Origin of the sequence: Aureimonas sp. AU12 (assembly GCF_001463705.1) — a bacterium.
Taxonomy (GTDB): Bacteria; Pseudomonadota; Alphaproteobacteria; order Rhizobiales; family Rhizobiaceae; genus Aureimonas.
Window position 1 is genome coordinate 1 of sequence record NZ_BBWH01000034.1, and the last position, 18,355, is coordinate 18,355.

The 18,355-nt window shown below is 69.0% G+C and carries 22 protein-coding genes; 9 read left to right on the plus strand and 13 right to left on the minus strand.

Annotated features, from left to right (window positions below; translation table 11 throughout):
• The first annotated feature begins 158 nt into the window (after positions 1–158).
• Entirely contained in the window at positions 159–944 is a 786-nt protein-coding gene (locus AUL33_RS14220; RefSeq protein ID WP_062209353.1) for an amino acid ABC transporter substrate-binding protein, read from the plus strand.
• A 181-nt stretch (positions 945–1,125) separates the two neighbouring features.
• Here AUL33_RS14220 and AUL33_RS22220 read toward each other — a convergent pair whose 3' ends face one another.
• On the minus strand, positions 1,126–1,353 hold the full coding sequence (locus AUL33_RS22220; RefSeq protein ID WP_156419425.1) for a hypothetical protein: 228 nt from the start codon (positions 1,351–1,353) through the stop codon (positions 1,126–1,128).
• A 236-nt stretch (positions 1,354–1,589) separates the two neighbouring features.
• Positions 1,590–2,561 carry a DMT family transporter gene (locus tag AUL33_RS14225; RefSeq protein WP_082652602.1) on the minus strand — a complete coding sequence of 324 codons (972 nt, stop codon included), beginning with the start codon at positions 2,559–2,561 and terminating at the stop codon, positions 1,590–1,592.
• Positions 2,562–2,873: 312 nt separating this feature from the next.
• Here AUL33_RS14225 and AUL33_RS14230 point away from each other — a divergent pair, with 312 nt between their 5' ends.
• Entirely contained in the window at positions 2,874–3,554 is a 681-nt protein-coding gene (locus AUL33_RS14230) for an amino acid ABC transporter permease (protein WP_062209538.1), read from the plus strand.
• Positions 3,551–4,342 (plus strand): amino acid ABC transporter ATP-binding protein, encoded by a 792-nt coding sequence (locus AUL33_RS14235; RefSeq protein ID WP_062209356.1) that lies wholly within the window; start codon positions 3,551–3,553, stop codon positions 4,340–4,342. Before AUL33_RS14230 ends, AUL33_RS14235 begins: the two co-directional genes overlap by 4 nt.
• A gap of 99 nt (positions 4,343–4,441) precedes the next feature.
• Here the strand turns inward: AUL33_RS14235 and AUL33_RS14240 are convergent, their stop codons facing one another.
• Both AUL33_RS14240 and AUL33_RS14245 read right to left on the minus strand, forming a co-directional pair.
• On the minus strand, positions 4,442–5,026 hold the full coding sequence (locus tag AUL33_RS14240) for a transglycosylase SLT domain-containing protein (RefSeq protein WP_062209359.1): 585 nt from the start codon (positions 5,024–5,026) through the stop codon (positions 4,442–4,444).
• A gap of 35 nt (positions 5,027–5,061) precedes the next feature.
• Positions 5,062–5,397, minus strand: coding sequence for a hypothetical protein (locus tag AUL33_RS14245; RefSeq protein ID WP_062209362.1), 336 nt, complete (start codon positions 5,395–5,397; stop codon positions 5,062–5,064).
• A gap of 223 nt (positions 5,398–5,620) precedes the next feature.
• Between AUL33_RS14245 and AUL33_RS14250 the strand changes: the two genes are divergently transcribed.
• From AUL33_RS14250 to AUL33_RS14270, 5 genes are all read left to right on the plus strand, one after another.
• Complete coding sequence (locus AUL33_RS14250; protein WP_062209365.1) at positions 5,621–5,800, plus strand: hypothetical protein; 180 nt, start codon at positions 5,621–5,623, stop codon at positions 5,798–5,800.
• A 66-nt stretch (positions 5,801–5,866) separates the two neighbouring features.
• Entirely contained in the window at positions 5,867–6,361 is a 495-nt protein-coding gene (locus AUL33_RS14255; protein WP_062209368.1) for a hypothetical protein, read from the plus strand.
• Between the two features lie 200 nt (positions 6,362–6,561).
• On the plus strand, positions 6,562–6,795 hold the full coding sequence (locus AUL33_RS14260) for a hypothetical protein (RefSeq protein WP_062209371.1): 234 nt from the start codon (positions 6,562–6,564) through the stop codon (positions 6,793–6,795).
• 80 nt (positions 6,796–6,875) lie between these two features.
• Positions 6,876–7,136 carry a hypothetical protein gene (locus AUL33_RS14265; protein WP_062209374.1) on the plus strand — a complete coding sequence of 87 codons (261 nt, stop codon included), beginning with the start codon at positions 6,876–6,878 and terminating at the stop codon, positions 7,134–7,136.
• A 252-nt stretch (positions 7,137–7,388) separates the two neighbouring features.
• Complete coding sequence (locus AUL33_RS14270; RefSeq protein ID WP_062209377.1) at positions 7,389–7,814, plus strand: hypothetical protein; 426 nt, start codon at positions 7,389–7,391, stop codon at positions 7,812–7,814.
• Positions 7,815–7,893: 79 nt separating this feature from the next.
• Here AUL33_RS14270 and AUL33_RS14275 read toward each other — a convergent pair whose 3' ends face one another.
• Positions 7,894–9,324 (minus strand): aldehyde dehydrogenase family protein, encoded by a 1,431-nt coding sequence (locus AUL33_RS14275; RefSeq protein ID WP_062209541.1) that lies wholly within the window; start codon positions 9,322–9,324, stop codon positions 7,894–7,896.
• 165 nt (positions 9,325–9,489) lie between these two features.
• The gene (gene msrA, locus AUL33_RS14280) at positions 9,490–10,200 is read right to left on the minus strand and encodes a peptide-methionine (S)-S-oxide reductase MsrA (RefSeq protein WP_062209380.1); all 711 of its coding nucleotides are present in this window, start codon (positions 10,198–10,200) and stop codon (positions 9,490–9,492) included.
• A 266-nt stretch (positions 10,201–10,466) separates the two neighbouring features.
• Between msrA and AUL33_RS14285 the strand changes: the two genes are divergently transcribed.
• Positions 10,467–10,904 carry a hypothetical protein gene (locus tag AUL33_RS14285; protein ID WP_062209383.1) on the plus strand — a complete coding sequence of 146 codons (438 nt, stop codon included), beginning with the start codon at positions 10,467–10,469 and terminating at the stop codon, positions 10,902–10,904.
• Positions 10,905–10,962: 58 nt separating this feature from the next.
• Here AUL33_RS14285 and AUL33_RS14290 read toward each other — a convergent pair whose 3' ends face one another.
• The 7 genes from AUL33_RS14290 to AUL33_RS14320 all read right to left on the minus strand — a co-directional run bounded on the left by AUL33_RS14290 (position 10,963) and on the right by AUL33_RS14320 (position 18,311).
• Positions 10,963–11,796 (minus strand): amidohydrolase, encoded by an 834-nt coding sequence (locus AUL33_RS14290; RefSeq protein WP_062209385.1) that lies wholly within the window; start codon positions 11,794–11,796, stop codon positions 10,963–10,965.
• A gap of 34 nt (positions 11,797–11,830) precedes the next feature.
• Positions 11,831–12,253, minus strand: coding sequence for an RbsD/FucU family protein (locus AUL33_RS14295; RefSeq protein WP_062209388.1), 423 nt, complete (start codon positions 12,251–12,253; stop codon positions 11,831–11,833).
• 69 nt (positions 12,254–12,322) lie between these two features.
• Positions 12,323–13,354: an aldo/keto reductase gene (locus AUL33_RS14300; protein ID WP_062209391.1), complete on the minus strand. Its 1,032-nt coding sequence runs from the start codon at positions 13,352–13,354 to the stop codon at positions 12,323–12,325.
• Positions 13,355–13,571: 217 nt separating this feature from the next.
• Positions 13,572–14,576, minus strand: coding sequence for an ABC transporter permease (locus AUL33_RS14305; RefSeq protein ID WP_062209394.1), 1,005 nt, complete (start codon positions 14,574–14,576; stop codon positions 13,572–13,574).
• Complete coding sequence (locus AUL33_RS14310) at positions 14,573–15,616, minus strand: ABC transporter permease (protein ID WP_082652603.1); 1,044 nt, start codon at positions 15,614–15,616, stop codon at positions 14,573–14,575. Before AUL33_RS14310 ends, AUL33_RS14305 begins: the two co-directional genes overlap by 4 nt.
• Entirely contained in the window at positions 15,613–17,136 is a 1,524-nt protein-coding gene (locus AUL33_RS14315; RefSeq protein WP_062209397.1) for a sugar ABC transporter ATP-binding protein, read from the minus strand. Before AUL33_RS14315 ends, AUL33_RS14310 begins: the two co-directional genes overlap by 4 nt.
• A 131-nt stretch (positions 17,137–17,267) precedes the next feature.
• Positions 17,268–18,311, minus strand: coding sequence for a sugar ABC transporter substrate-binding protein (locus AUL33_RS14320; protein ID WP_062209400.1), 1,044 nt, complete (start codon positions 18,309–18,311; stop codon positions 17,268–17,270).
• Between the last annotated feature and the right edge of the window lie 44 nt (positions 18,312–18,355).

Consider the following 18,355-nt stretch of genomic DNA (forward strand, 5'->3'; position numbering starts at 1 on the left):
GCCCGCCGTTCTGCGCAGCGGCGGGATCGGGGCATGGCGTTCTCCATCCGCCACCCACGGCAACATGGCGTTTCTTGTGCGGCGGCGGCATTCCCGCGAGATTGCGACCCAACCGGCCGCGGGTTTCGCGCGCTGCCGCATCGCCTTCGGAGACTGCCATGAAACTCGCCCTCGCCGGCTTTGCCGCCTCGTTCGCCACGATCCTCGCCGTGACGCTCGGCTTCGCCGCGCCCGCCCATGCCGACGATCTCGACGCCATTCGTGCCGCCAAGGTGCTGCGCATCGGCACCGAGGGCACCTACGCGCCCTTCACCTTCCACGACGCGTCCGGCAAGCTCGTCGGCTTCGACGTCGAGATCGGCCGCGCGGTGGCGGCGAAGCTCGGCGTCGAGCCGCAGTTCGTCGAGGGCAAGTGGGACGGGCTGATCGCCGGGCTCGGCGCCGGGCGCTACGACGTCGTGATCAACCAGGTCGGCATCACGCCCGAGCGCCAAAAGGCGTTCGACTTCTCCGAGCCCTACATCACCTCCAAGGCCGTGCTGATCGTCAAGTCCGACAACACCGAGATCACCGGCTTTGCCGATCTGAAGGGCAAGCGCGCGGCGCAGAGCCTGACGAGCAATTACGGGCGCCTCGCCACCGAGGCCGGAGCCGAGCTGGTCGGCACCGACGGGTTCGACCAGTCGATCCAGCTGGTGCTGACGGGCCGCGCCGACGCCACGCTGAACAGCAGCCTATCTTTCCTCGACTTCCGCAAGCAGAAGCCCGACGCGCCGGTGAAGACCGTCGCCGAACAGGACGGGGGCGATGCCTCCGGCATTCTTCTTCGCAAGGACAACCCGGCGCTGAAGGCCGCGATCGACACGGCGCTGGCCGACATCAAGGCCGACGGCACCTTCGCGGCGATCTCGCAGACCTATTTCGGCGCCGACGTCTCGAAGTAGGGCGGAAGGCGCAGCCATCGTGGGGGTCCATGGGGGGGCGTGGACCGCCCTCCCATGCAAAACCACCCGGGCGGCGCGAGACAGACCGGATCCGTCCTCGGCGGTGCCGGTTGGAAAACAGTCGGGCAGCTTGAGGATGGGATGCGTCGAACATCGAACGTTTGACGCAGCATACCGCTCTTTAGAAATGAAGCGTCAGACAGCCGGGGGTGTTGCAGGCCATCCCGCCGTAGAGCGGTTCGCGGTACCATGCCGCAATCGTTCCGGCAGCGCATAGCGTGCATTCCAGCGTCGTCTCGAAGGGGGCACGACCATCGCGCTCCCGCTCAAAACGCAACTGAAGGGCATCCGCCTTTGCCATAGCTTCGCGTAGTCGCTTGTCGCACGGATTGGATCGGGTCTTTTCCATCAGAGGCTGTCTAGCATCGTTTCAACGGAGCCCGTTTCTACATATTCGCTTTCCGGTATGGCGCCGAAGCAGCACCAATGGCGTGAACGGGTCGTTAGCCGATAGACCGCTCCCAAGCGTCCGCTTCCTTTATCACCTGAGACCGGACGGTGTTGAGAGCCGACGGTCCGCTTCTGATGGTCTTGTTAAGAGACGCGGACCTCGATCGATTAAGGCTTCAGCCTCGCAGAGAGCGCTCAGATGTCTCGGCCCTGGTAGATCGCGGGATCGCTGATGGCTGGAGGTGCATCGTCGGCCTGTGCCGTCGCTTCGCTTCCGGAGCGGAATTTCGCCATGACGCGTCCGTCGATCGCCGCGAGCCCCAGCCCGATGCAGAGCATCCCCGCGAAGTGCTTCGCTTGCAGCGTTTCGCCGAGCACCAGCGATCCCAGGACGATCGCGCTGACGGGGATCAGAAACGTGACCAGAAGGAGATTGGTCGCCCCGGCGGACGCCAACAGTCGAAAGTAGAGGACGTAGGCTAGGGCCGTTGAAAGCGCCGCGATGCCGAGCATGGCTCCCCATGTCGCTGCGTGCGGCACGGGGAGCGTCCATGGCTGGTCGGCGACGAGGACCACGGGAAGGAGCATGATCGCCGATGCGCTCACCTGTCCCGTCGCCGTCGCGAGAGCCGGGACACCCATGCGTTTGAAGCGGCGACCGTAGATTCCGGCGAAGGCATAGGAGACGGCGGCGCTCAGCACAGCGAGCTGCGCTAGGACGTTGGTCCCCAACGTGTCGAGAACGGCGGGGCCGATCATAACGACGACGCCGACGAGGCCGAAGAACACGCCCGCCAAACGGCCGCCGGTCATCTTCTCGTCGGCTGTCAGGGCATGTGCCACCATGACCGTGAAGAGCGGCGTTGTCGCGTTCAGGATAGAGGCCAGCCCAGAGGCGATGTGCGTCTGCCCCCAGACGATGAGGCAGAAGGGCACGACGTTGTTCAAGAAGCCCATGCCGAGGAAGGCCAGCCAGACCGACCGATCCTTCGGCATCCGTAAGCCGATCGCCTTCAGGACCGTAAGCAGGATCACGGCGGCCAGCGCGACCCGCAGGAAGACGATCGTCAGGGGCGGAAGCTCCCGGATGGCAACGCCGGTAAAGAAGAACGAGCCGCCCCAGAGGACCGAGAGTGCGACAAGCATTCCCCATTCGAGCGACGTCATGGCCCGGTGGACGCTTGCAGACGGCGGGGATGCTAAGGCGGAACGGCTCATGGACTTTTGGCTTCCGGAAAAGGTGCCAACAAGCGTAGGAAAAGGCCATCGCTTCAGCCACCCGTTTTCCTGTTGAGCGATCGTCCGCTTACGGCTCGCAGTGAAAGAACTCAGAAGGACAATTTTCAGTCGAAACCGGCCATGGACCCGGCTGCCTCGCCATCGCGCGCCGTGTTCCTTTCGCAAACCGCCGCCATACATTCCCTCGCGAAGCCGGATGCAGTCCCGCATCCGGCTTCGCCCGTTTCGAAAGGCTTGCCCGTGCCGCCCTGGCTCGACCTGATGATCCAGTCGTTCGGCCCGCTGATGCGCGCCGCGCTCGCCTTCACCGTGCCGCTGACGCTGATCTCCTTCGCGCTCGGCCTGTCGCTGGGGCTGGTGATCGCGCTCACCCGCCTGTTCGCGCCCCGGCCGCTGGCGGCGCTCGCCTGGACCTTCGTCTGGATCTTTCGCGGCACGCCGCTTCTCGTGCAGCTCTTCGTCATCTTCTACGGCCTGCCGAGCGCCGGCATCCTCATCGACGCCTTTCCCGCCGCGGTGATCGGCTTCACGCTGATCGTCGGCGCCTACACGTCGGAGATCGTGCGCGCGGCCATCGCCTCGCTGCCGAAGGGCCAGTGGGAGGCCGCCTATTCGATCGGCATGACGCCGGTGCAGGCGATGCGCCGCACCGTGCTGCCGCAGGCGGCGCGTGTCGCCGTGCCCCCGCTGTCGAACTCTTTCATCTCGCTGGTGAAGGACACCTCGCTCGCCGCCGCGATCACCGTGCCCGAACTGTTCCAGTCGGCGCAGCGCATCGTCGCCGTCACCTACGAGCCGCTGATCCTCTACATCGAGGTGGCGCTGATCTATCTCGCCCTGTCCTCCGTCCTCTCCTGGCTGCAGACCCGGCTGGAGACGCGCTTCGGGCGCTATGGCGGCTATCTGGAGGCGCGCACGTGATCACCCTCGACCGCATCGAGAAGCGCTTCGGCGACAACCTCGTCCTCAAGGGCGTCGACCTGCCGGTGGCGGAGGGCCGCGTCACCGCGCTCATCGGCCCGTCCGGCAGCGGCAAGTCGACGCTGCTGCGCTGCGTCAACCTTCTGGAGATGCCCGACGCCGGGAGGCTGGCGATCGGCGAGATCCGCCTCGATTTCCGGCCGGGCGCGCCGCCGGCTCGGCGCGACGTCCTGGCCGTGCGCCGCCAGACCGGCATGGTGTTCCAGAACTTCCAGCTCTTTCCCCATCGCACCGTCGCCGAGAACGTGATGGAGGGCCTCGTGACCGTGCTCCAGTGGCCGGAGGCACGGGCGCGCGCGCGCGCGATGGAGCTTCTGGAGAAGGTCGGGCTCGCGCACAAGGCGCCGGACTGGCCGGCCTCGCTCTCGGGCGGGCAGCAGCAGCGCGTCGCGATCGCGCGGGCGCTGGCGCCCTCGCCGCGCCTGCTCCTGTGCGACGAGCCGACCTCGGCGCTCGACCCGCAGCTCGCCGCCGAGGTGGTGGCGGTGCTGGCGGATCTGGCGCGCGAGGGCATGACGATGCTGATGGCGACGCACGATCTGCGCCTGGCCGAGAGCATCGCCCACGACGTCGCCTTCCTCGAAGGCGGCGAGATCGTCGAGCGGGCGCCGCCCGAGGTGATCTTCCGCCGTCCCGTCGATCCGCGCACCGTGCGCTTCGTCGAGACGCTGACGGGGGAGCGTACGGCATCGAGGGGTGCGGAAGAGGCCCAGCCGCCGCGCTCGTAGCAGAGGGTCATCCGGTAAGCCGGCTTATGAAAGAGAATGGCGGGCGCTTGGGTTCGCGCTCACGCCCGAAGACGGAGGTGAGCCCAACCTCTCCTCGTCTCAGCAGCGTTTCAACTGCGCGGCGTAGCGCGCGGCCATCTTCGACGCGCGCTCGGCGCCGCGCAGGGCCTCCGGCCGATTGCGCCAGACGCCGCGCTCATAGCCGGCATGGCCCGAATGATAGGCGAGATAGAGTCGGTAGGCATCAGTGCGAGCGACGCCCGTACGCCGCGCGGTGGAGGCGTGATACCAGCCGATGAAATGCACCGCGTCGGCGAACCGGTCGCGCCGCGCCAAGGCCCGGCCGGTGCGGCGGCGATACTCGTCCCAGGTCCCGTCGAGCGCCTGTGCGAAGCCGAAGGCGGTGGAGGGCCGCTTGCCCGGAAAGATGCCGAGGATCCAGCGCCGCGGCGGACGGGCGCGCGGATCGAAGTTGGATTCCGCCTGGATCGTCGCCATCAGGACGGAGACGGGCACGCCGAACTCGGCCGAGACCCGCTCGGCGTCCCTGCGCCAGTCGGTGAAGAGGCCCTCGCGCTGTTCGAAGATCGCGCAGCTGTTGCCGGTGTTCTTCGGCGCGGAGGCACAGCCCGCAAGCGCCAGAACGGCGAGGATCGGGAGAAGACGCAACGAGGACCCTGTCATGGCGCGAAGGCTAGGACGGGACCGTTAAGGCCAGGTTACGCCGCGTCGTCGCCATCGGGACCGACGCCGGGTTCACCGGGGGGGATAGGGGGCGATCCGACGCGCCCCGATCCCGCCACCCGCGCCCGGGCCCGGCGATGCTCGATCCAGCGCGTCAGCTCGTCGAGATCGTCGAAGGTCTCGTCGGGCAGGCAGGCGAGGTGATCGAAGCCTGCCTCGATCGACCAGCGTCCGTCGAGCGCCCCACCGGCATTCGCCTCGCTGAGGCGCACGGCGACCGCGATGAGGGCTCCGCCGTCATAGACCAGCACGCCGCGGGCCTCGTCCGGCGGGAAGGCCACGGTGACGGGTTCCAGCGTGATATTCGGCATGCGCAGCTCCTTTCGGCGGGATCGTCCAGCCCGCTTCAGGACACCAATGCCTGATCGAGGCAAAGAGAAGCAGAGCGCTGCGGGGCGCGGTTAATTTTTAGTTAAATTACAACCTTAACACTGTATCGATGAAACCGTCGGTTCCAGAACTCTTAGATTGAAGCCAAAATGTGTCTGACATACTTCAGGTCTCAACTCGGTGTTGTAGCTGAAGGCTGGCCTCATGGTGTCCGATACGCTCTCGCGCGTCGCTTTCGCGATCCAGGACGACAAGATCGGCCTTCTTCAGGCGCGGCGGATCGCGGCCGTCGCCTTGGCCGCGCTGCAGGCCGGGGACGACCTGGGACGCGGCCTGCGCGTGGCGGCGACGCCATCCGAGCCGCTGAGGTTCCGCCAGCCCTGAGCCTTCGGCCGACATATCGACGGATGAGCCGGCCGCCCCATGTTCAACGCAAACGGGAGATGTCTGATGAAACGGTTCTTGCTGCTTGCGGCGGCCGCGCTCACCCTATCGGGTTGCGTGTCCGGCGGACCCGGCTATGGCGGCGGTTACGACCGCTATCCCGGCCTCTACGAGTCACGGCCCGCGGTGGTCTATCGCGACGGTCGCCGGCCCCGCCCGCCGATCTACCGCGACTATCGAAATGATCGCTACGATCGCTACGATCGCGACGACCGCGCCTTCTGGCGCGCACCCCCGCGCGGGCCCTATCGCGGCGATCGGCGCTTCGACGACCGCCGCGAGCCGTCGCGACGGTTCGAGGGACGGGTGGAGAACCGCCGCTTCGACGAGCGGATCGCCCCGCGCCGCCGGGCGGAGGTCGCGCCGCCGATCCAGCCGCGCCGCATCGGCCCGCAGGTGGTGCGCGCCGAGCGGCCGGTCGTGGGACCGGGCAATGGCGGCGTCCCCGTGCGCCGCATCGGCCCGCGCCCCTACACGCCTCCGGTGATCGGCCCGCAGTAACGGCGCGTCGAGGGCAGGTCATCGGCCTGCATTGGCGGCGAAGCGGAACGGACGATCGGCTTGCCAGGCTTGCGGGCCGACGTGGCTGATCGATCCGCCAGCCCACGAGATGAGGGGCAGGCGGTTGGCTAGGCGCGACGACAGGTCGGGGCAAGCGCGCCGGGGTTGAAGTCCCGGTGAGCCAACGCGTCGGAGCTGTCATGTCACGTCGTCTTCTCACCACGGCGCTGAGCGTCGGCCTGCTCCTCGCGATCGGTCTCTACGCCTATCGCTGGTTCACGCCCGACAGCCCCGCCGATCTCGCGCGCGTCGGCCAGTGCGAGCCCTATCGCGCCGCGCTCGCGCGGCTCGACGCGGGGCTGGACAGCGAGATCGCCGCAGATCCGCGCGAGATCGAGCTGGTCGTGGACGAATGCGACCGGCAAGGCCACTGACCGGCCAAGACATGGGATCGCACGCCGATCCAGCCCAGCGCCAGCATCGGCGCCCACGCTCGAGCCGGGAGGGATGCAGCATGGCCATGCCCGACGACGACGGCTGGATCCGTGATCTGGCCTCGAGCCTCGACGCGCTCGTTCGCGACATCGAGCGACCGCCCGGCGGCGCGACGCGCCCTCGGCATCCCGCCGCCCCGAGCCCGCAAATCGCCGCGATGAGCGACCCCCGCGGCGAGGCCGATCGCAGCGGAGAGGCGCCGGACTGGCCGCCGGCGGTGCAGGCGGAGATCGACGCGTTCCGCTTTCTCGTCGCCCACGGCGCACCGCGCCCGCGCTGACCGGGAGGACGGGGCCTGCGCCGGGCACGGGGGTGAACCGCTGCAGCCGCGACGTATCAGCGTTTCGCGTCGCGCCGGCTTTCGGGCGGTCGCGCAAGGGCCATGCGCTCCGGGAGCACCATCCGGAGGAGGGGCAACACCTTCCATCAGTCGAGATGGACACCGGCGCGGAAGGCGGGTCTGCTCCTCGCCGGGCCGACGCCCGTGCAACCATCTCCGGGATGGCGGCGGATCGGCAAAGGACCGTCCGCGATGACCGCTCGCCTTGCCCTGGTCGCCTCGACCCTCGCACTTCTCGCCGCCAGCCCGTCGACCGCGATGTCGAAGGGGGCCGCCTACCTCGTGAAGGAGCGGATCGCCGCGGTCTGTCCCCATGGCGGCACGTTCGCGCCGAAGGGCATCACCGAGCGCGACCTCACCGGCGACGGCCGGGCCGATCTCGTCCTCGACCTCGCCGGGCTCACCTGCCGCGGCGCCGCCAATGGGCTGAACGACGAATGCGGCGCGGCGCATTGCCCGGTCGCCTTCTATGTCCGAAAGGGGGACGTCCTCGTCCTCGTGTCCGAGGTCGCCTCGATCGGCGCGCAGGTCGGCCCCGGCAACCCGCCGCGCATCACGCTCGTCGGCTTCGAGTACCAGGAGCATTCGGTGCGCTGGAACGGGCGGGATTTCCAGTAGGCCGGCACGCGGCAGGACCGCTGCCGGTCCTGCCGGACGGGACGCCGGCCCCCGCGAGGAGGCCGACCGTTCGCGGCGCTCAGGCTGCTTCGTAGCCGACGGTGCCCTTGATCTCGAGAAACTCCTCGAGGCCGAACTCGCCGTATTCGCGCCCGTTGCCGGATTGCTTGTAACCGCCGAAGGGCGCGCCGGCGTCCCAGGCGGGATAGTTGATGTAGACGTTGCCGGCCCGCATCTTCGACGCCAGCTTGCGGGCGCGGGCGATGTCGGGCGACTGGACGTAGGCGGCGAGCCCGTAGACCGTGTCGTTGGCCAGACGCACGACCTCCTCCTCGCTCGAATAGGAGAGGATCGCGAGGACGGGACCGAAGATCTCCTCGCGGGCGATCGTCATGTCGGGCGTCACGTCGGCAAACACGGTCGGCTTCACGAAATAACCGCGGTTCATGCCGTCCGGGCGCCCCAGACCGCCGGCGACGAGGCGGGCGCCCTCCTTGATGCCGGTCTCGATCAGCCCCTGGATCTTGTCGTACTGGACCTGGCTGACCACCGGGCCGAGCTGCGTACCCTCGGCATCGGCCGGGCCGACCTTGAAGGCGCTGGCGGCCCTGGCGGCGATCGCAGCGGCCTCGTCGTGGCGGTCGGCCGGTACGAACATGCGGGTCGGCGCGTTGCAGGACTGGCCGGTGTTGCCGAAGCAGCCGGCGACGCCCTTCGTCACCGCGCTCTCCAGATCGACGTCGGGCAGCAGGATGTTGGCGGACTTGCCGCCGAGTTCCTGGTGGACGCGCTTGATCGTGTCGGCGGCGGCCTTGGCGATGAGGATGCCGGCGCGGGTGGAGCCGGTGAAGGACACCATGTCGATGCCCGGATGCTTCGAGATGGCCTCGCCCACGCCCGGCCCGTCGCCGTTGACGAGGTTGAAGATGCCCGCCGGCAGGCCGGCCTCGTGCACCATTTCGGCGAAGAGCAGCCCGCTCATCGGCGCGATCTCGGAGGGCTTGAGAACCATGGTGCAACCCGCCGCCAAAGCCGGCGCGACCTTGCACATGATCTGGTTCATCGGCCAGTTCCACGGCGTGATCATGCCGACGACGCCGATCGGCTCCTTCGTGATCAGCGTCGAGCCGCGCATCTCCTCGAATTCGTAGGCGTCCAGCGCCTCGATCATCTTGGCCAGATGCGCCGTGCCCATGAAGGCCTGCGAGCTTTCGGCGAAGGGGCGGGGTGCGCCCATCTCGCGGGAGATCGCGTCGGCCATCTCGCCGATGCGGGACTCGTAGACCGCCAGAAGCCTGCGCATCATCGCGAGGCGCTCGGCCTTGGTGGTCTGCGAGAAGCTTTCGAAGGCGCGGCGCGCGGCCGCGACCGCCCGATCGACATCGGCGGCCGATCCCATCGCGATCTCGGCATAGGCTTCTTCGGTCGAGGGGTCGATGACGGGGAGCGTCGCGGGGCGGGCCGGATCGACCCAGGCCCCGTCGATGTAGAACTGCAGTGCATGCGTCATGCCGATGGTGTCCTTCGATCCCATGCGGCCGACGGGTAGCCGCTTGTCGGACGGGACAGTGCCATTGCACCGATCGGTTCGACAAGCGCCACGCGTCGCTTTTGCCGCAGGCTCCAGCGGGCCGCTTGTCGCGCGGCCCGGTCGGTCGCAAGATCCTCCCGGCTGTTACTGGCTGATGTCGGCCGTCAGCACCGGGGCCGTGCGGAAGCGCTCGGGGAAGAGGCGGCTGAGATCCTCGATCTTCGGCAGGTCGTTGACGACGATGTAGCCGTAGGTCGGATTGCGGGCGAGGAAATCCTGGTGATAGGCCTCGGCCGGGTAGAAGGCCTTGTCCGCCTCGATCGTGGTGGCGAGCGGCTTGCCGTAGGTCTTGGCGGTGTCGAGCTGTGCGACATAGGCCTTGGCGACCTTGGCTTGGGCGGCATCGAGCGGGAAGATCGTCGAGCGGTACTGCGTGCCGCTGTCGGGGCCCTGGCGGTTCAGCTCGGTCGGATCGTGCGCCACCGAGAAGTAGATCTGCAGGATTTCGCCATAGCTGATCACCGAGGGGTCGAACGTCACCTTCACCGCCTCGGCGTGGCCGGTGCGCCCGGTGCCGACCTCTTCGTACAGCGCGGTGTCGGCCTTGCCGCCGGCATAGCCCGACACCGCGGAGCTGACGCCCTTCACGTGCTGGAAGACGCCCTGCACGCCCCAGAAGCAGCCGCCCGCGAGGATCGCGGTCTGCTGGCCGGCGGCCTTCGCCTCGGTGACGGTGGGCGCCGGCACGCGGCGGGCGGCCTGCTCGGCATCGGCGTGCCCCGTCAACGCAAGGCCCGAGATGGCGACGGCGCCGATGGCGAGAAAGCCCGCGAGGCGGGAGAGGGACGTGGACATGATGGAACTCCTCGGTTTCAGCCGATCCTGCGCGCCAATTCGGGCCGGGTTCGGGCAGGCTTGCCGCGTCGGTCCCGGCATGCGATCGGACAGGGTGCGTGACGCTCGGGCAGGATCCTGGCGCCGCGCTGCGTCCTTGCCATGAGATACGCAGCGTCGATGCGTTTCGCCGCTCCGACCGTGCGATTTTTTTGCGTGGGGCACCGGCCGCAAGACAGGGCAACGAGACGGGCGGGACGATCCGCCGCAGGGGAACGGGACGATCCATGCCGATCAAGCGCGAGCTGCGCGGCTTCTACCCGATCGACTGGCGCGAGCTCTCGGCCTCCATCCGCTTTCGCCGCGCCAAGGGATGCTGCGAGCGATGCGGGCGCCCGCACGGGCACAGCGTCACGACGCTCGCCGACGGGCGCTGGTACGACGAGGCGCAGGCGCAGTGGCGCGACGGGCGCGGCCGGCGGGTGCGCACCAACCTGCCGCAGCCCTGCGACCTGCCGACGGATTTCGGCCATCGGCGCACGAAGGTCTCGCTCTCCTGCGCCCACCTCAACCACGACCTGTCCGACAATTCGGCCGAGAACCTCGCCGCACTCTGCCAGCGCTGCCACCTGATGCACGACCGGCCCGAGCACCTGCGCCGCCGCCGCATCACCTACCGGATGCGGCGCGCGATCGGCGATCTCTTCACCGGCCTCTACGACTAGAGCCGATCCCGACGAAGCGGATACGCTTCGTCGCCGGACGATGCGGCCTTGGAACTCGTCAGGCGGGATCGAGGCGGTAGAAGCGCGCGGCGTTGGCGGAGAAGACCTTCGCCATGTCGTCCTGCGACAGATGCGGGGCGAGCAGCGCGCGGGCAGCGTTGCCCACCTCGCCATAGGCGGCGGCGAGCGTCGCCACCGGCCAGTCGCTGCCGAACATCAGGCGGTCCGGCCCGAAGCAGGCGACGACATGGTCGACATAGGGGCGCAGCTGGTCGAGCCGCCAGTCGGCACCGGCTTCCGTCACCATGCCGGATATCTTGCAGGAGACGTTCGGAAAGGCCGCGATCGCGGCGATCTCGTCCCGCCAGGGGTCGAGCGTCCCGCTTGCGATCTCGGGCTTGGAGATGTGGTCGACCACGGCGCGCAGGCCCGGCGTTTCGCCGAGCGCCCGGCGGACATGGGGCAGGTGGCGGGTGAAGGTGAGAATATCGAAGGCCAGGCCCGATTCCGCCACCAGCGCCAGCGACTTCAGGACCCGCGGGCGCAGGATCCAGCGGTCATCGGGCAGGCCCTGCAGCATCGGGCGAAGCCCGACCAGCCAGCGATTCTGCCGCAGATCCGCGAAGCGGTCGGCAAAGCCCTCGTCGTCGAAATCGAGCCAGCCGACGACGCCGGCGATGAAGTCGGTCTCTTCCGCGAGATCGAGCAGGAAGCGCGTCTCCGCCTCGGTCTCGGCGGCCTGCACCGCGATCGTGCGGGTGATGCCGGCGCGCGCCAGAAGCGGACGCAGGTCATCCGGCATGAAGTCGCGCACGATCGGCGCGACGCTCTCGTCCATCCAGCCGTAGTCGCCGCGCTCGATCTTCCAGAAGTGCTGATGGCTGTCGATCATCGTCGAAATGTCCCTCCCGCCCGTTCGCCCCGCGTCAGGGGCGCAGGACGCCCTTGCGCAGGATGATGTTGCCATAGAGCCGGCGCTCGCCCGACGAAATCACCGCATAGGCGAGTTTCGCGCGGGCGACGAACTCGCCGGGCTCGATGACGTCGATGCCGATCGCGCGGCCCTCGGCGGCGTCGGCGCTCGCCTGAAACTCGGCATACATCGCATCGGTCTCGGGCGGCGCCTTCATCACCGCCAGCGGCTTGTCGACGAAATCGTCCAGCGGGAAAACGGTGAGGATGGCCGTGAGGAGGTCGCTCGCGCTCGTGCCGGGCAGGTCCACCAGCCGCTCGGCCACCGCGTCGGCGCCGAAATTGGCGTCGGTGATCGCGATCTCGTTGCCGTGGCCCATGTCGTCGAGAAGCGCCAGCAGCGTTCCGTTGAGAAGGGGATCGATATTCTTCAGCATGATGGGGGTGTTCCGAGAGAGAGCGGCCGGAGCGGCCAGGGATCGAAGGCCAGGGATCGAAGACTGGGATCAGAGGGCCGGGATCAGGCCGTCCGCTTCGAGCGCCTGCCAGAGTTCGGCGGGGATCGGCTGTTCGAACCAGGCGACGTTGCCCTCGACCTGCGCGGCGGTCTTGGCGCCGATCACGACGGCCGTCGCGGCGGGGTGGCGCAGCGGATACTGGATGGCGGCGGCGGGCAGCGGCACCTCGAAGGCGCGGCAGATGCCCTCCAGCCGCTCGACCTTGGCGAGGATGTCGGCGGGCGCGTCGACATAGTTGAACTTCTTGCGCCCCGAGGACGAGGCGAGGATGCCGGAATTGAAGACGCCGCCGATCACCAGATCGACGTCGTGGCGCAGCGCCATCGGCAGGAAGGTCTGCGCCGCGTCGCCGTCGAGCAGCGTGTAGCGCCCGGCCAGCAGGCAGCAGTCGAGGGCCGTCTCGTTCATCGCGTCGGCGATCACCTGCCATTCGTTGACGCCGAGGCCGAAGCCGGCGATCAGCCCGGCCGCCTTCAGCTCGGCGAGCGCCCGGAAGCCGCCGCCCTTCGTCAGCGCCGCCCAATGGTGGTCGTGCAGTTCGCCATGGGTGACGCGGCCGATATCGTGGACGTAGAGGAGGTCGAGGGCCCCAAGTCCCGTGCGCTGGCGCGAGTCGTCGTAGGAGCGCAGGATCGCGTCGTAGGAATAGTCGAAGACCTCGCGGAACGGCAGGCCGTTGTGCCAGCCGCTGTCGAACTCGTTCTTCGGCGGCTCCGGCGGCAGGGCGCGGCCGGGGCGATCGAAGGTCATCAGGCGCCCGACCTTCGTCGAGACGCGGAAGGGCTCGCCCTTCTCGCGCAGCATCTCGCCCGAGAGGTGCTCGGAGCGGCCGAGCCCGTACATCGGCGCCATGTCGTAATAGCGGATGCCGGCGGCCCAGGCCGCCTCGAGCGCGGCCTTGGCGTCGGCCGTCGAAACGGGGGCATAGAGGCCGCCGAGCGGGGCGGTGCCCATGCCGAGCAGCGTCAGGTCGATCGCGGCCCGCTTGAGGCGGCGGGTCTGGGAGGCTTTGAAGGACATGGGGGCGGGGGCCTCTGAGCAGGTGCGGGCGAAGCGGATGCGCTTCGTCGTCGGAGGTTGAGTACCTAGAACCGGACGCCCGGCCGGCGAACCGGTGGCCGCCGGGCGGGGGCGCGAAAGCATGTCCAGATGAAGCGGACACGCTTCGTCGTCGGACAAGGCGGACAAGACAAACACCTGGAGCGCATCTGGCGAACCCATGTCCGCCGGATGCGCTCTAGAGATGCGCGCGGGTCTTGCGCCGTGTCCAGACCACCAGCGCGACGCCGGCGATGAGGAGCGCGGCGCGCACGATCTGGCGCTGCGAGTCGGTCCAGCCGAGAAGCGCCGCGCCGCTGAGGAGGACGGCGAGCAGCAGGACGCCGGTCAGCGTTCCCACGACGTTGGGCTTGCCCATCTTCAGCGCCATGCCGCCGAGCAACACCGCCGTCAGCCCGTCGATGAAGTAGGACGAGCCGATATAGGGCTGGCCGGACGAGAGATCGGCGGTGAGGAGGATACCGGCGAGCGCCGAGAGGACGCCGGAGAGGATGTAGAGGAGGAAGAGCAGCCGCTCGGCCGGCACGCCCGCCTCCACCACCGCGTTGCGGTTCTGCTCCATCGCATAGATGTAGTGGCCGAAGGTCGTGCGGTCCTGCAGGAGATAGGCGGCGCCGTAGAGCAGGGCGACGCCGAGCGCGATGAGCGGCACAAGCCCAAGATCGGCCGCGACGATCTCGCCGACGAAGCCGGTAGTGCGCAGCGAGATCGACGTGCCCTTGCCGATCGCCGCCGCGATCGAGCCGGCAAGGCCCCCGGTGGCGATGGTGATGACGAGGGCGGGCAGCCGCATCACCGCGACGAGCAGCCCGTTGAGGCAGCCGACGACGAGCCCGGCGATGAGCGCGGCGAGCGAGGCCAGCGGCCAGCCGACACCGGCCGCGACGAGCCCGGCGACGATCATCGTGGCGAGCGCGGCCACCGACATGAACGAGACGTCGATCTCGCCGGCGGCGATGATCCAGGTGAGGCCGAGGAACATCAGCGCCGAGATCGAGGCCGAGCGCAGGATGTCGTTGGCGTTGGCCGCGCTCGCAAAGCTCGGGCGCAGCCAGGAGAAGGCGACGACGAGCGCGGCCAGGAGGATGAAGAGGCCGAAGCGCACTAGGAAGCGGCGCGCGTCGAAAGCGGGGGACCGGGATGCGGATCCGGTGGCGGTGGTGGTCGGCATGACGGCGCTCATGAGCGGGCCTCGCGCAGGGGGGCGCTCGCGGTGCGCTGGGCGCGAAGGCGCCGGAGCGCTGCGCCGACCTTCGGGTCGAAGGCCGCGATGGCTGCGATGAGGACGGTGGAGACGATGGCGTCGGAGTAGAAATACGGCACCGCCATCAGCGTGAAGCCGTTGAGCATGGCCGACATCAGGAGCGTGCCGGCGATCGTGGCGGGCACCGAGGGCGCGCCGAACAGGGCCGCGCCCAGATAGACCGCGGCATAGGCGGGCATCAGCAGCTGGTTGCCGGCGCTGACATTGGCCGCGCCCGAGGAGGCGACGAGGAGCGTGATGGCAAGGCAGGCGAGGCCGCCGCAGAGGGCGAAGGCGGCGAGGACGTAGAGCTTGACGCGGATGCCGGAGAAGATCGCCGAGGTGCGGTTCTCGCCGGTGGCGTAGAAGGCCCGCCCGAAGCGCGAGCCGTGCAGCACGAGCGCGGCGGCGGCGGCGGCGAGCGCCAGGATCGCCACCGGCGCATCGAGCCCGAAATAGCGGGCGTCGTTGAGATCGAGGATGCCCGACATGAAGAAGTTCTTCGAGATCGAGCTGCCGTTCGAATAGAAATAGGCGAGCCCGACGGCGAGACCCCCCATGGCGATCGTCGCGACGATGTCGGGCAGGCGCAGATGCGCCACCGCGAACCCGTTGACGAGGCCGCAGACGAGACCGACCGCCACCGCTCCCGCGACGGCGACGCCGACCCCGTGGCCGCCGGCGATGAGGAAGCCGAGCGTCATCGCGCCGAGCGAGGCGACGCCGGGGAAGGACAGGTCGAACTGGCGCACCACGATGACGAAGGTGAGCCCGAGCGCGGCGAGCCCCTGCACCGCCATGTGACGCAGCAGCGCGTGGAGGTTGCCCGGCGAGAGATAAGCCGGCGTTAGGCTCTGGAAGACGGCGGCGATGAGCGTGAGGAGGAGCGCGAAGGCGAGGATGCGCCAGAGCATCGGGCTCATGCGGCGGGCCGCCTTGGCGTCGCCCGTGCGGGCCGTGTGGATGGGTGAGGAGGTCATGCGGCGCGCGCTCCCATGATGCCGGCTGCGAGGAGCTGGTCGCGCGAGGCGGCGGCCCCGGCGGTCTCGATGGGGCGGCCCTTGTAGAGGGCCATCACCCGGTCGGCGAGGCCGTGGACCTCGTCGCAGTCCGAGGACATGACGATCACGGCGGCGCGCTTGGAAAGGTCACGCATTAGCACGTAGAGCTTGGCGCGCGCGCCGATGTCGACGCCCACGGTGGGTTCCACGAAGATGTAGATGTCGGCGTCGCGGTAGAGGCCCTTGGCGATGACGATCTTCTGCTGGTTGCCCCCCGAAAAGCCGCTGACGGGCCGGTCGAGCTCGAGGGGCTGGAGGCCCACGTCGCGCGCCAGGCGCTCGGTATCGCGCCGGTTGCGCGAGAAGCGCAGGAGGCCGAAGCCGAGCGAGGCGTGGCCGAGATGGGCGACGGTGGTGTTGAAGACGACGTCCTGCGTCATCGTCAGCCCTTCGGTGCGCCGGTCGCCGGGCACGAGGAAGATGCCGGCGCGCAGCGCATCGTGCGGGCCGGCGAAGCGGACCTCGCGGCCCTTGACGTGCAGGCTGCCCTCGTCGGGCTTCAGCGCGCCGAAGAGGGTCTTCGACAGTTCGTCGACGCCCGAGCCGACCAGCCCGAAGATGCCGAGGATCTCGCCGCGCCGCACGGTGAGGTCGACGCCCGAGAACAGGCCGGAGCGCCCGAGCCCCTTGGCTTCGAGGAGGATCTCGCCGGCGCTCGTGCCCGAGCCGGCACTTGGGCGCTCGGGAAACAGGTCGCCGGCCTTCTCGTCAAGCATCAGCTCGGGGATCGAGATGCCGCGCTCGCCCGCCTCGCGCGAGGTGAAGGTCGCGACGTTGCGCCCGCCCCGGAAGACGGTGAAGCGGTCGGCGATCTCGAACACCTCCTCCAGCCGGTGGGTGATGTAGATGATGGCGATGCCGGCCGCGCGCAGCGCCCGCATCAGCTGGAACAGCGAGGCCTTCTCGCGCTCGGTCAGCGTCGAGGTCGGCTCGTCGAGGATGAGGATCTTCGTGTGGTCGTGGCGTAGCGCATGCAGCACCGCGACGATCTCGCGGTCGACCGCCGGCATCTCGCCGACGCGGGCCTCGAGGTCGATCTCGATCGGGAACCGGGCGAGCAGGCGCTCGGCGTCGCGCTTCATGCGGGCGCGGTCGAGCCGGCAGAAGAGGCCGGGCTTCTGGCCCTCGCCGCCGAGGAAGATGTTCTCGACGCCGGTGCAGTCGGCCACCAGCTCGGGATGCTGCTGGACGGTGGCGACCCCGGCCTCGATCGCGGCGCGCGGGGTGCCGAGATCCTGGGGCACGCCGGCGATCTCGATCGTGCCCTCGTCCATCGTGTAGACGCCCGAGAGGATCTTGATCAGCGTCGACTTGCCGGCGCCGTTGACGCCGAGCAGCGCGTGGATCTCGCCCGCATCGAGGTCGAAATCGACGCCGTCGAGCGCCTTTACGGGCCCGAAGCGTTTCTGGATGCCCTGCATCCTCAGGATCTTGGTCATCGGCGTCGAGCCTCCCCTCGAGAGCGATGGCGCGGCGGCGAGCGCCGCCGCACCCAGGCCGGTCGGAGTGCGGCGACGAGCGCCGCCTCATGCCGGTCGGAGCGCGGCGGCGAGCGCCGCGCCGGGATCGATCAGAGCGCGCGCTTCCAGCCGAGCTTGGCGGCCTCGCCGGGCTGGTCGTAGGTGTCGGGGATCTCGATGTTGGCGAGGCTCTCCTGCGTCACCTCGTAGGAGGGGGTGATGACGAAGCGCGGCGCCAGACGCCCGGCGATGACCTCGTGGGCGTAGAAGGCGTTCATGTAGGCCATCTCGTAGAAGCTCTGTGCCATCGTCATGGCGAAGGGCGAGCCGGCCTTGATGTATTCGAACGACTGCTGGCCGCCGTCGATGCCGGTGATGAAGGTCTCGCGACCCGCCGCCTTGATGGCGAGCGTGCCCTCCGAGGCCGCGCCGTCCCAAGCGCACCAGATCGCGTCGAGCTCGGCATTGGCGGTGAGGATGTTGTCGACGACCTGGCGCGGCGTCGTGGTGCCGCCGAGCGCGAAGGCGATCTCGGAGACGACCTGGATGTCGGGATAGCGGATGAAGACCGACTTGGCGCCGAGCGTGCGCTGGTCCCACGATTCGTTCGAGGGCAGCGAGACGAGGGCGACCTTGCCCTTGCCCTTCAGGCGATCGGCGATGTACTGCGCGCCCGATGCGCCGAGGCCGAAATTGTTGGACATGGCGGTGGAGGTCACCGTCGTGTTCGGCACGTAGCTGTCGCCGCAGAAGATCGGCACGCCGGAGGCGACCGCCGCCTGCACCGCCGGGGCGATGGCGGCCGCGTCCGCCGGGGTGATGAAGATCGCGGCGGGCTTGGAGGCGACGAAGGCGGCGATCTGGTCGGCCTGCTTCTTCACGTCGTAATTGGCGTCGGCGATGGTCAGCGTGCCGCCGAGGCGCTTGATCGCGTCCTCGTAGCCGCTGACGATGTGGCGGCCCGACTCCCAGACGGTCCAGCCGAGCGAGGCGCAGAACTGGGCGTCCTGCGCGAAGGCGAAGTTCGGCCGCGCGAGCGCGGCGGCCACCGTCATCGCGGCAGCGCCGCCGAGAAAGCCGCGGCGGCTGAGCTTCAGGCGGGCCGTCTCGATCGGATCCGTCCCGGTGGTGCCGGTCTCGTCGAACTGGGTCATGTGATGTCCTCCCCTTTGGTGTCGTCGGTGGAACCGGCCTCCCA

Bases quoted from the DNA above. Each gene is read 5' to 3' on its own strand.
- AUL33_RS14275 (WP_062209541.1), bottom strand. From the start codon at position 9,324: ATGACGCATGCACTGCAGTTCTACATCGACGGGGCCTGGGTCGATCCG.
- AUL33_RS14270 (WP_062209377.1), top strand. From the start codon at position 7,389: ATGACCGCTCGCCTTGCCCTGGTCGCCTCGACCCTCGCACTTCTCGCC.
- AUL33_RS14250 (WP_062209365.1), top strand. From the start codon at position 5,621: ATGGTGTCCGATACGCTCTCGCGCGTCGCTTTCGCGATCCAGGACGAC.
- AUL33_RS14290 (WP_062209385.1), bottom strand. From the start codon at position 11,796: ATGATCGACAGCCATCAGCACTTCTGGAAGATCGAGCGCGGCGACTAC.
- AUL33_RS14305 (WP_062209394.1), bottom strand. From the start codon at position 14,576: ATGAGCGCCGTCATGCCGACCACCACCGCCACCGGATCCGCATCCCGG.
- AUL33_RS14320 (WP_062209400.1), bottom strand. From the start codon at position 18,311: ATGACCCAGTTCGACGAGACCGGCACCACCGGGACGGATCCGATCGAG.
- AUL33_RS14240 (WP_062209359.1), bottom strand. From the start codon at position 5,026: ATGACAGGGTCCTCGTTGCGTCTTCTCCCGATCCTCGCCGTTCTGGCG.
- AUL33_RS14220 (WP_062209353.1), top strand. From the start codon at position 159: ATGAAACTCGCCCTCGCCGGCTTTGCCGCCTCGTTCGCCACGATCCTC.
- AUL33_RS14265 (WP_062209374.1), top strand. From the start codon at position 6,876: ATGGCCATGCCCGACGACGACGGCTGGATCCGTGATCTGGCCTCGAGC.
- AUL33_RS14260 (WP_062209371.1), top strand. From the start codon at position 6,562: ATGTCACGTCGTCTTCTCACCACGGCGCTGAGCGTCGGCCTGCTCCTC.
- AUL33_RS14310 (WP_082652603.1), bottom strand. From the start codon at position 15,616: ATGACCTCCTCACCCATCCACACGGCCCGCACGGGCGACGCCAAGGCG.
- AUL33_RS14255 (WP_062209368.1), top strand. From the start codon at position 5,867: ATGAAACGGTTCTTGCTGCTTGCGGCGGCCGCGCTCACCCTATCGGGT.
- AUL33_RS14225 (WP_082652602.1), bottom strand. From the start codon at position 2,561: ATGACGTCGCTCGAATGGGGAATGCTTGTCGCACTCTCGGTCCTCTGG.
- AUL33_RS22220 (WP_156419425.1), bottom strand. From the start codon at position 1,353: ATGGAAAAGACCCGATCCAATCCGTGCGACAAGCGACTACGCGAAGCT.
- AUL33_RS14315 (WP_062209397.1), bottom strand. From the start codon at position 17,136: ATGACCAAGATCCTGAGGATGCAGGGCATCCAGAAACGCTTCGGGCCC.
- AUL33_RS14300 (WP_062209391.1), bottom strand. From the start codon at position 13,354: ATGTCCTTCAAAGCCTCCCAGACCCGCCGCCTCAAGCGGGCCGCGATC.
- msrA (WP_062209380.1), bottom strand. From the start codon at position 10,200: ATGTCCACGTCCCTCTCCCGCCTCGCGGGCTTTCTCGCCATCGGCGCC.
- AUL33_RS14295 (WP_062209388.1), bottom strand. From the start codon at position 12,253: ATGCTGAAGAATATCGATCCCCTTCTCAACGGAACGCTGCTGGCGCTT.
- AUL33_RS14285 (WP_062209383.1), top strand. From the start codon at position 10,467: ATGCCGATCAAGCGCGAGCTGCGCGGCTTCTACCCGATCGACTGGCGC.
- AUL33_RS14245 (WP_062209362.1), bottom strand. From the start codon at position 5,397: ATGCCGAATATCACGCTGGAACCCGTCACCGTGGCCTTCCCGCCGGAC.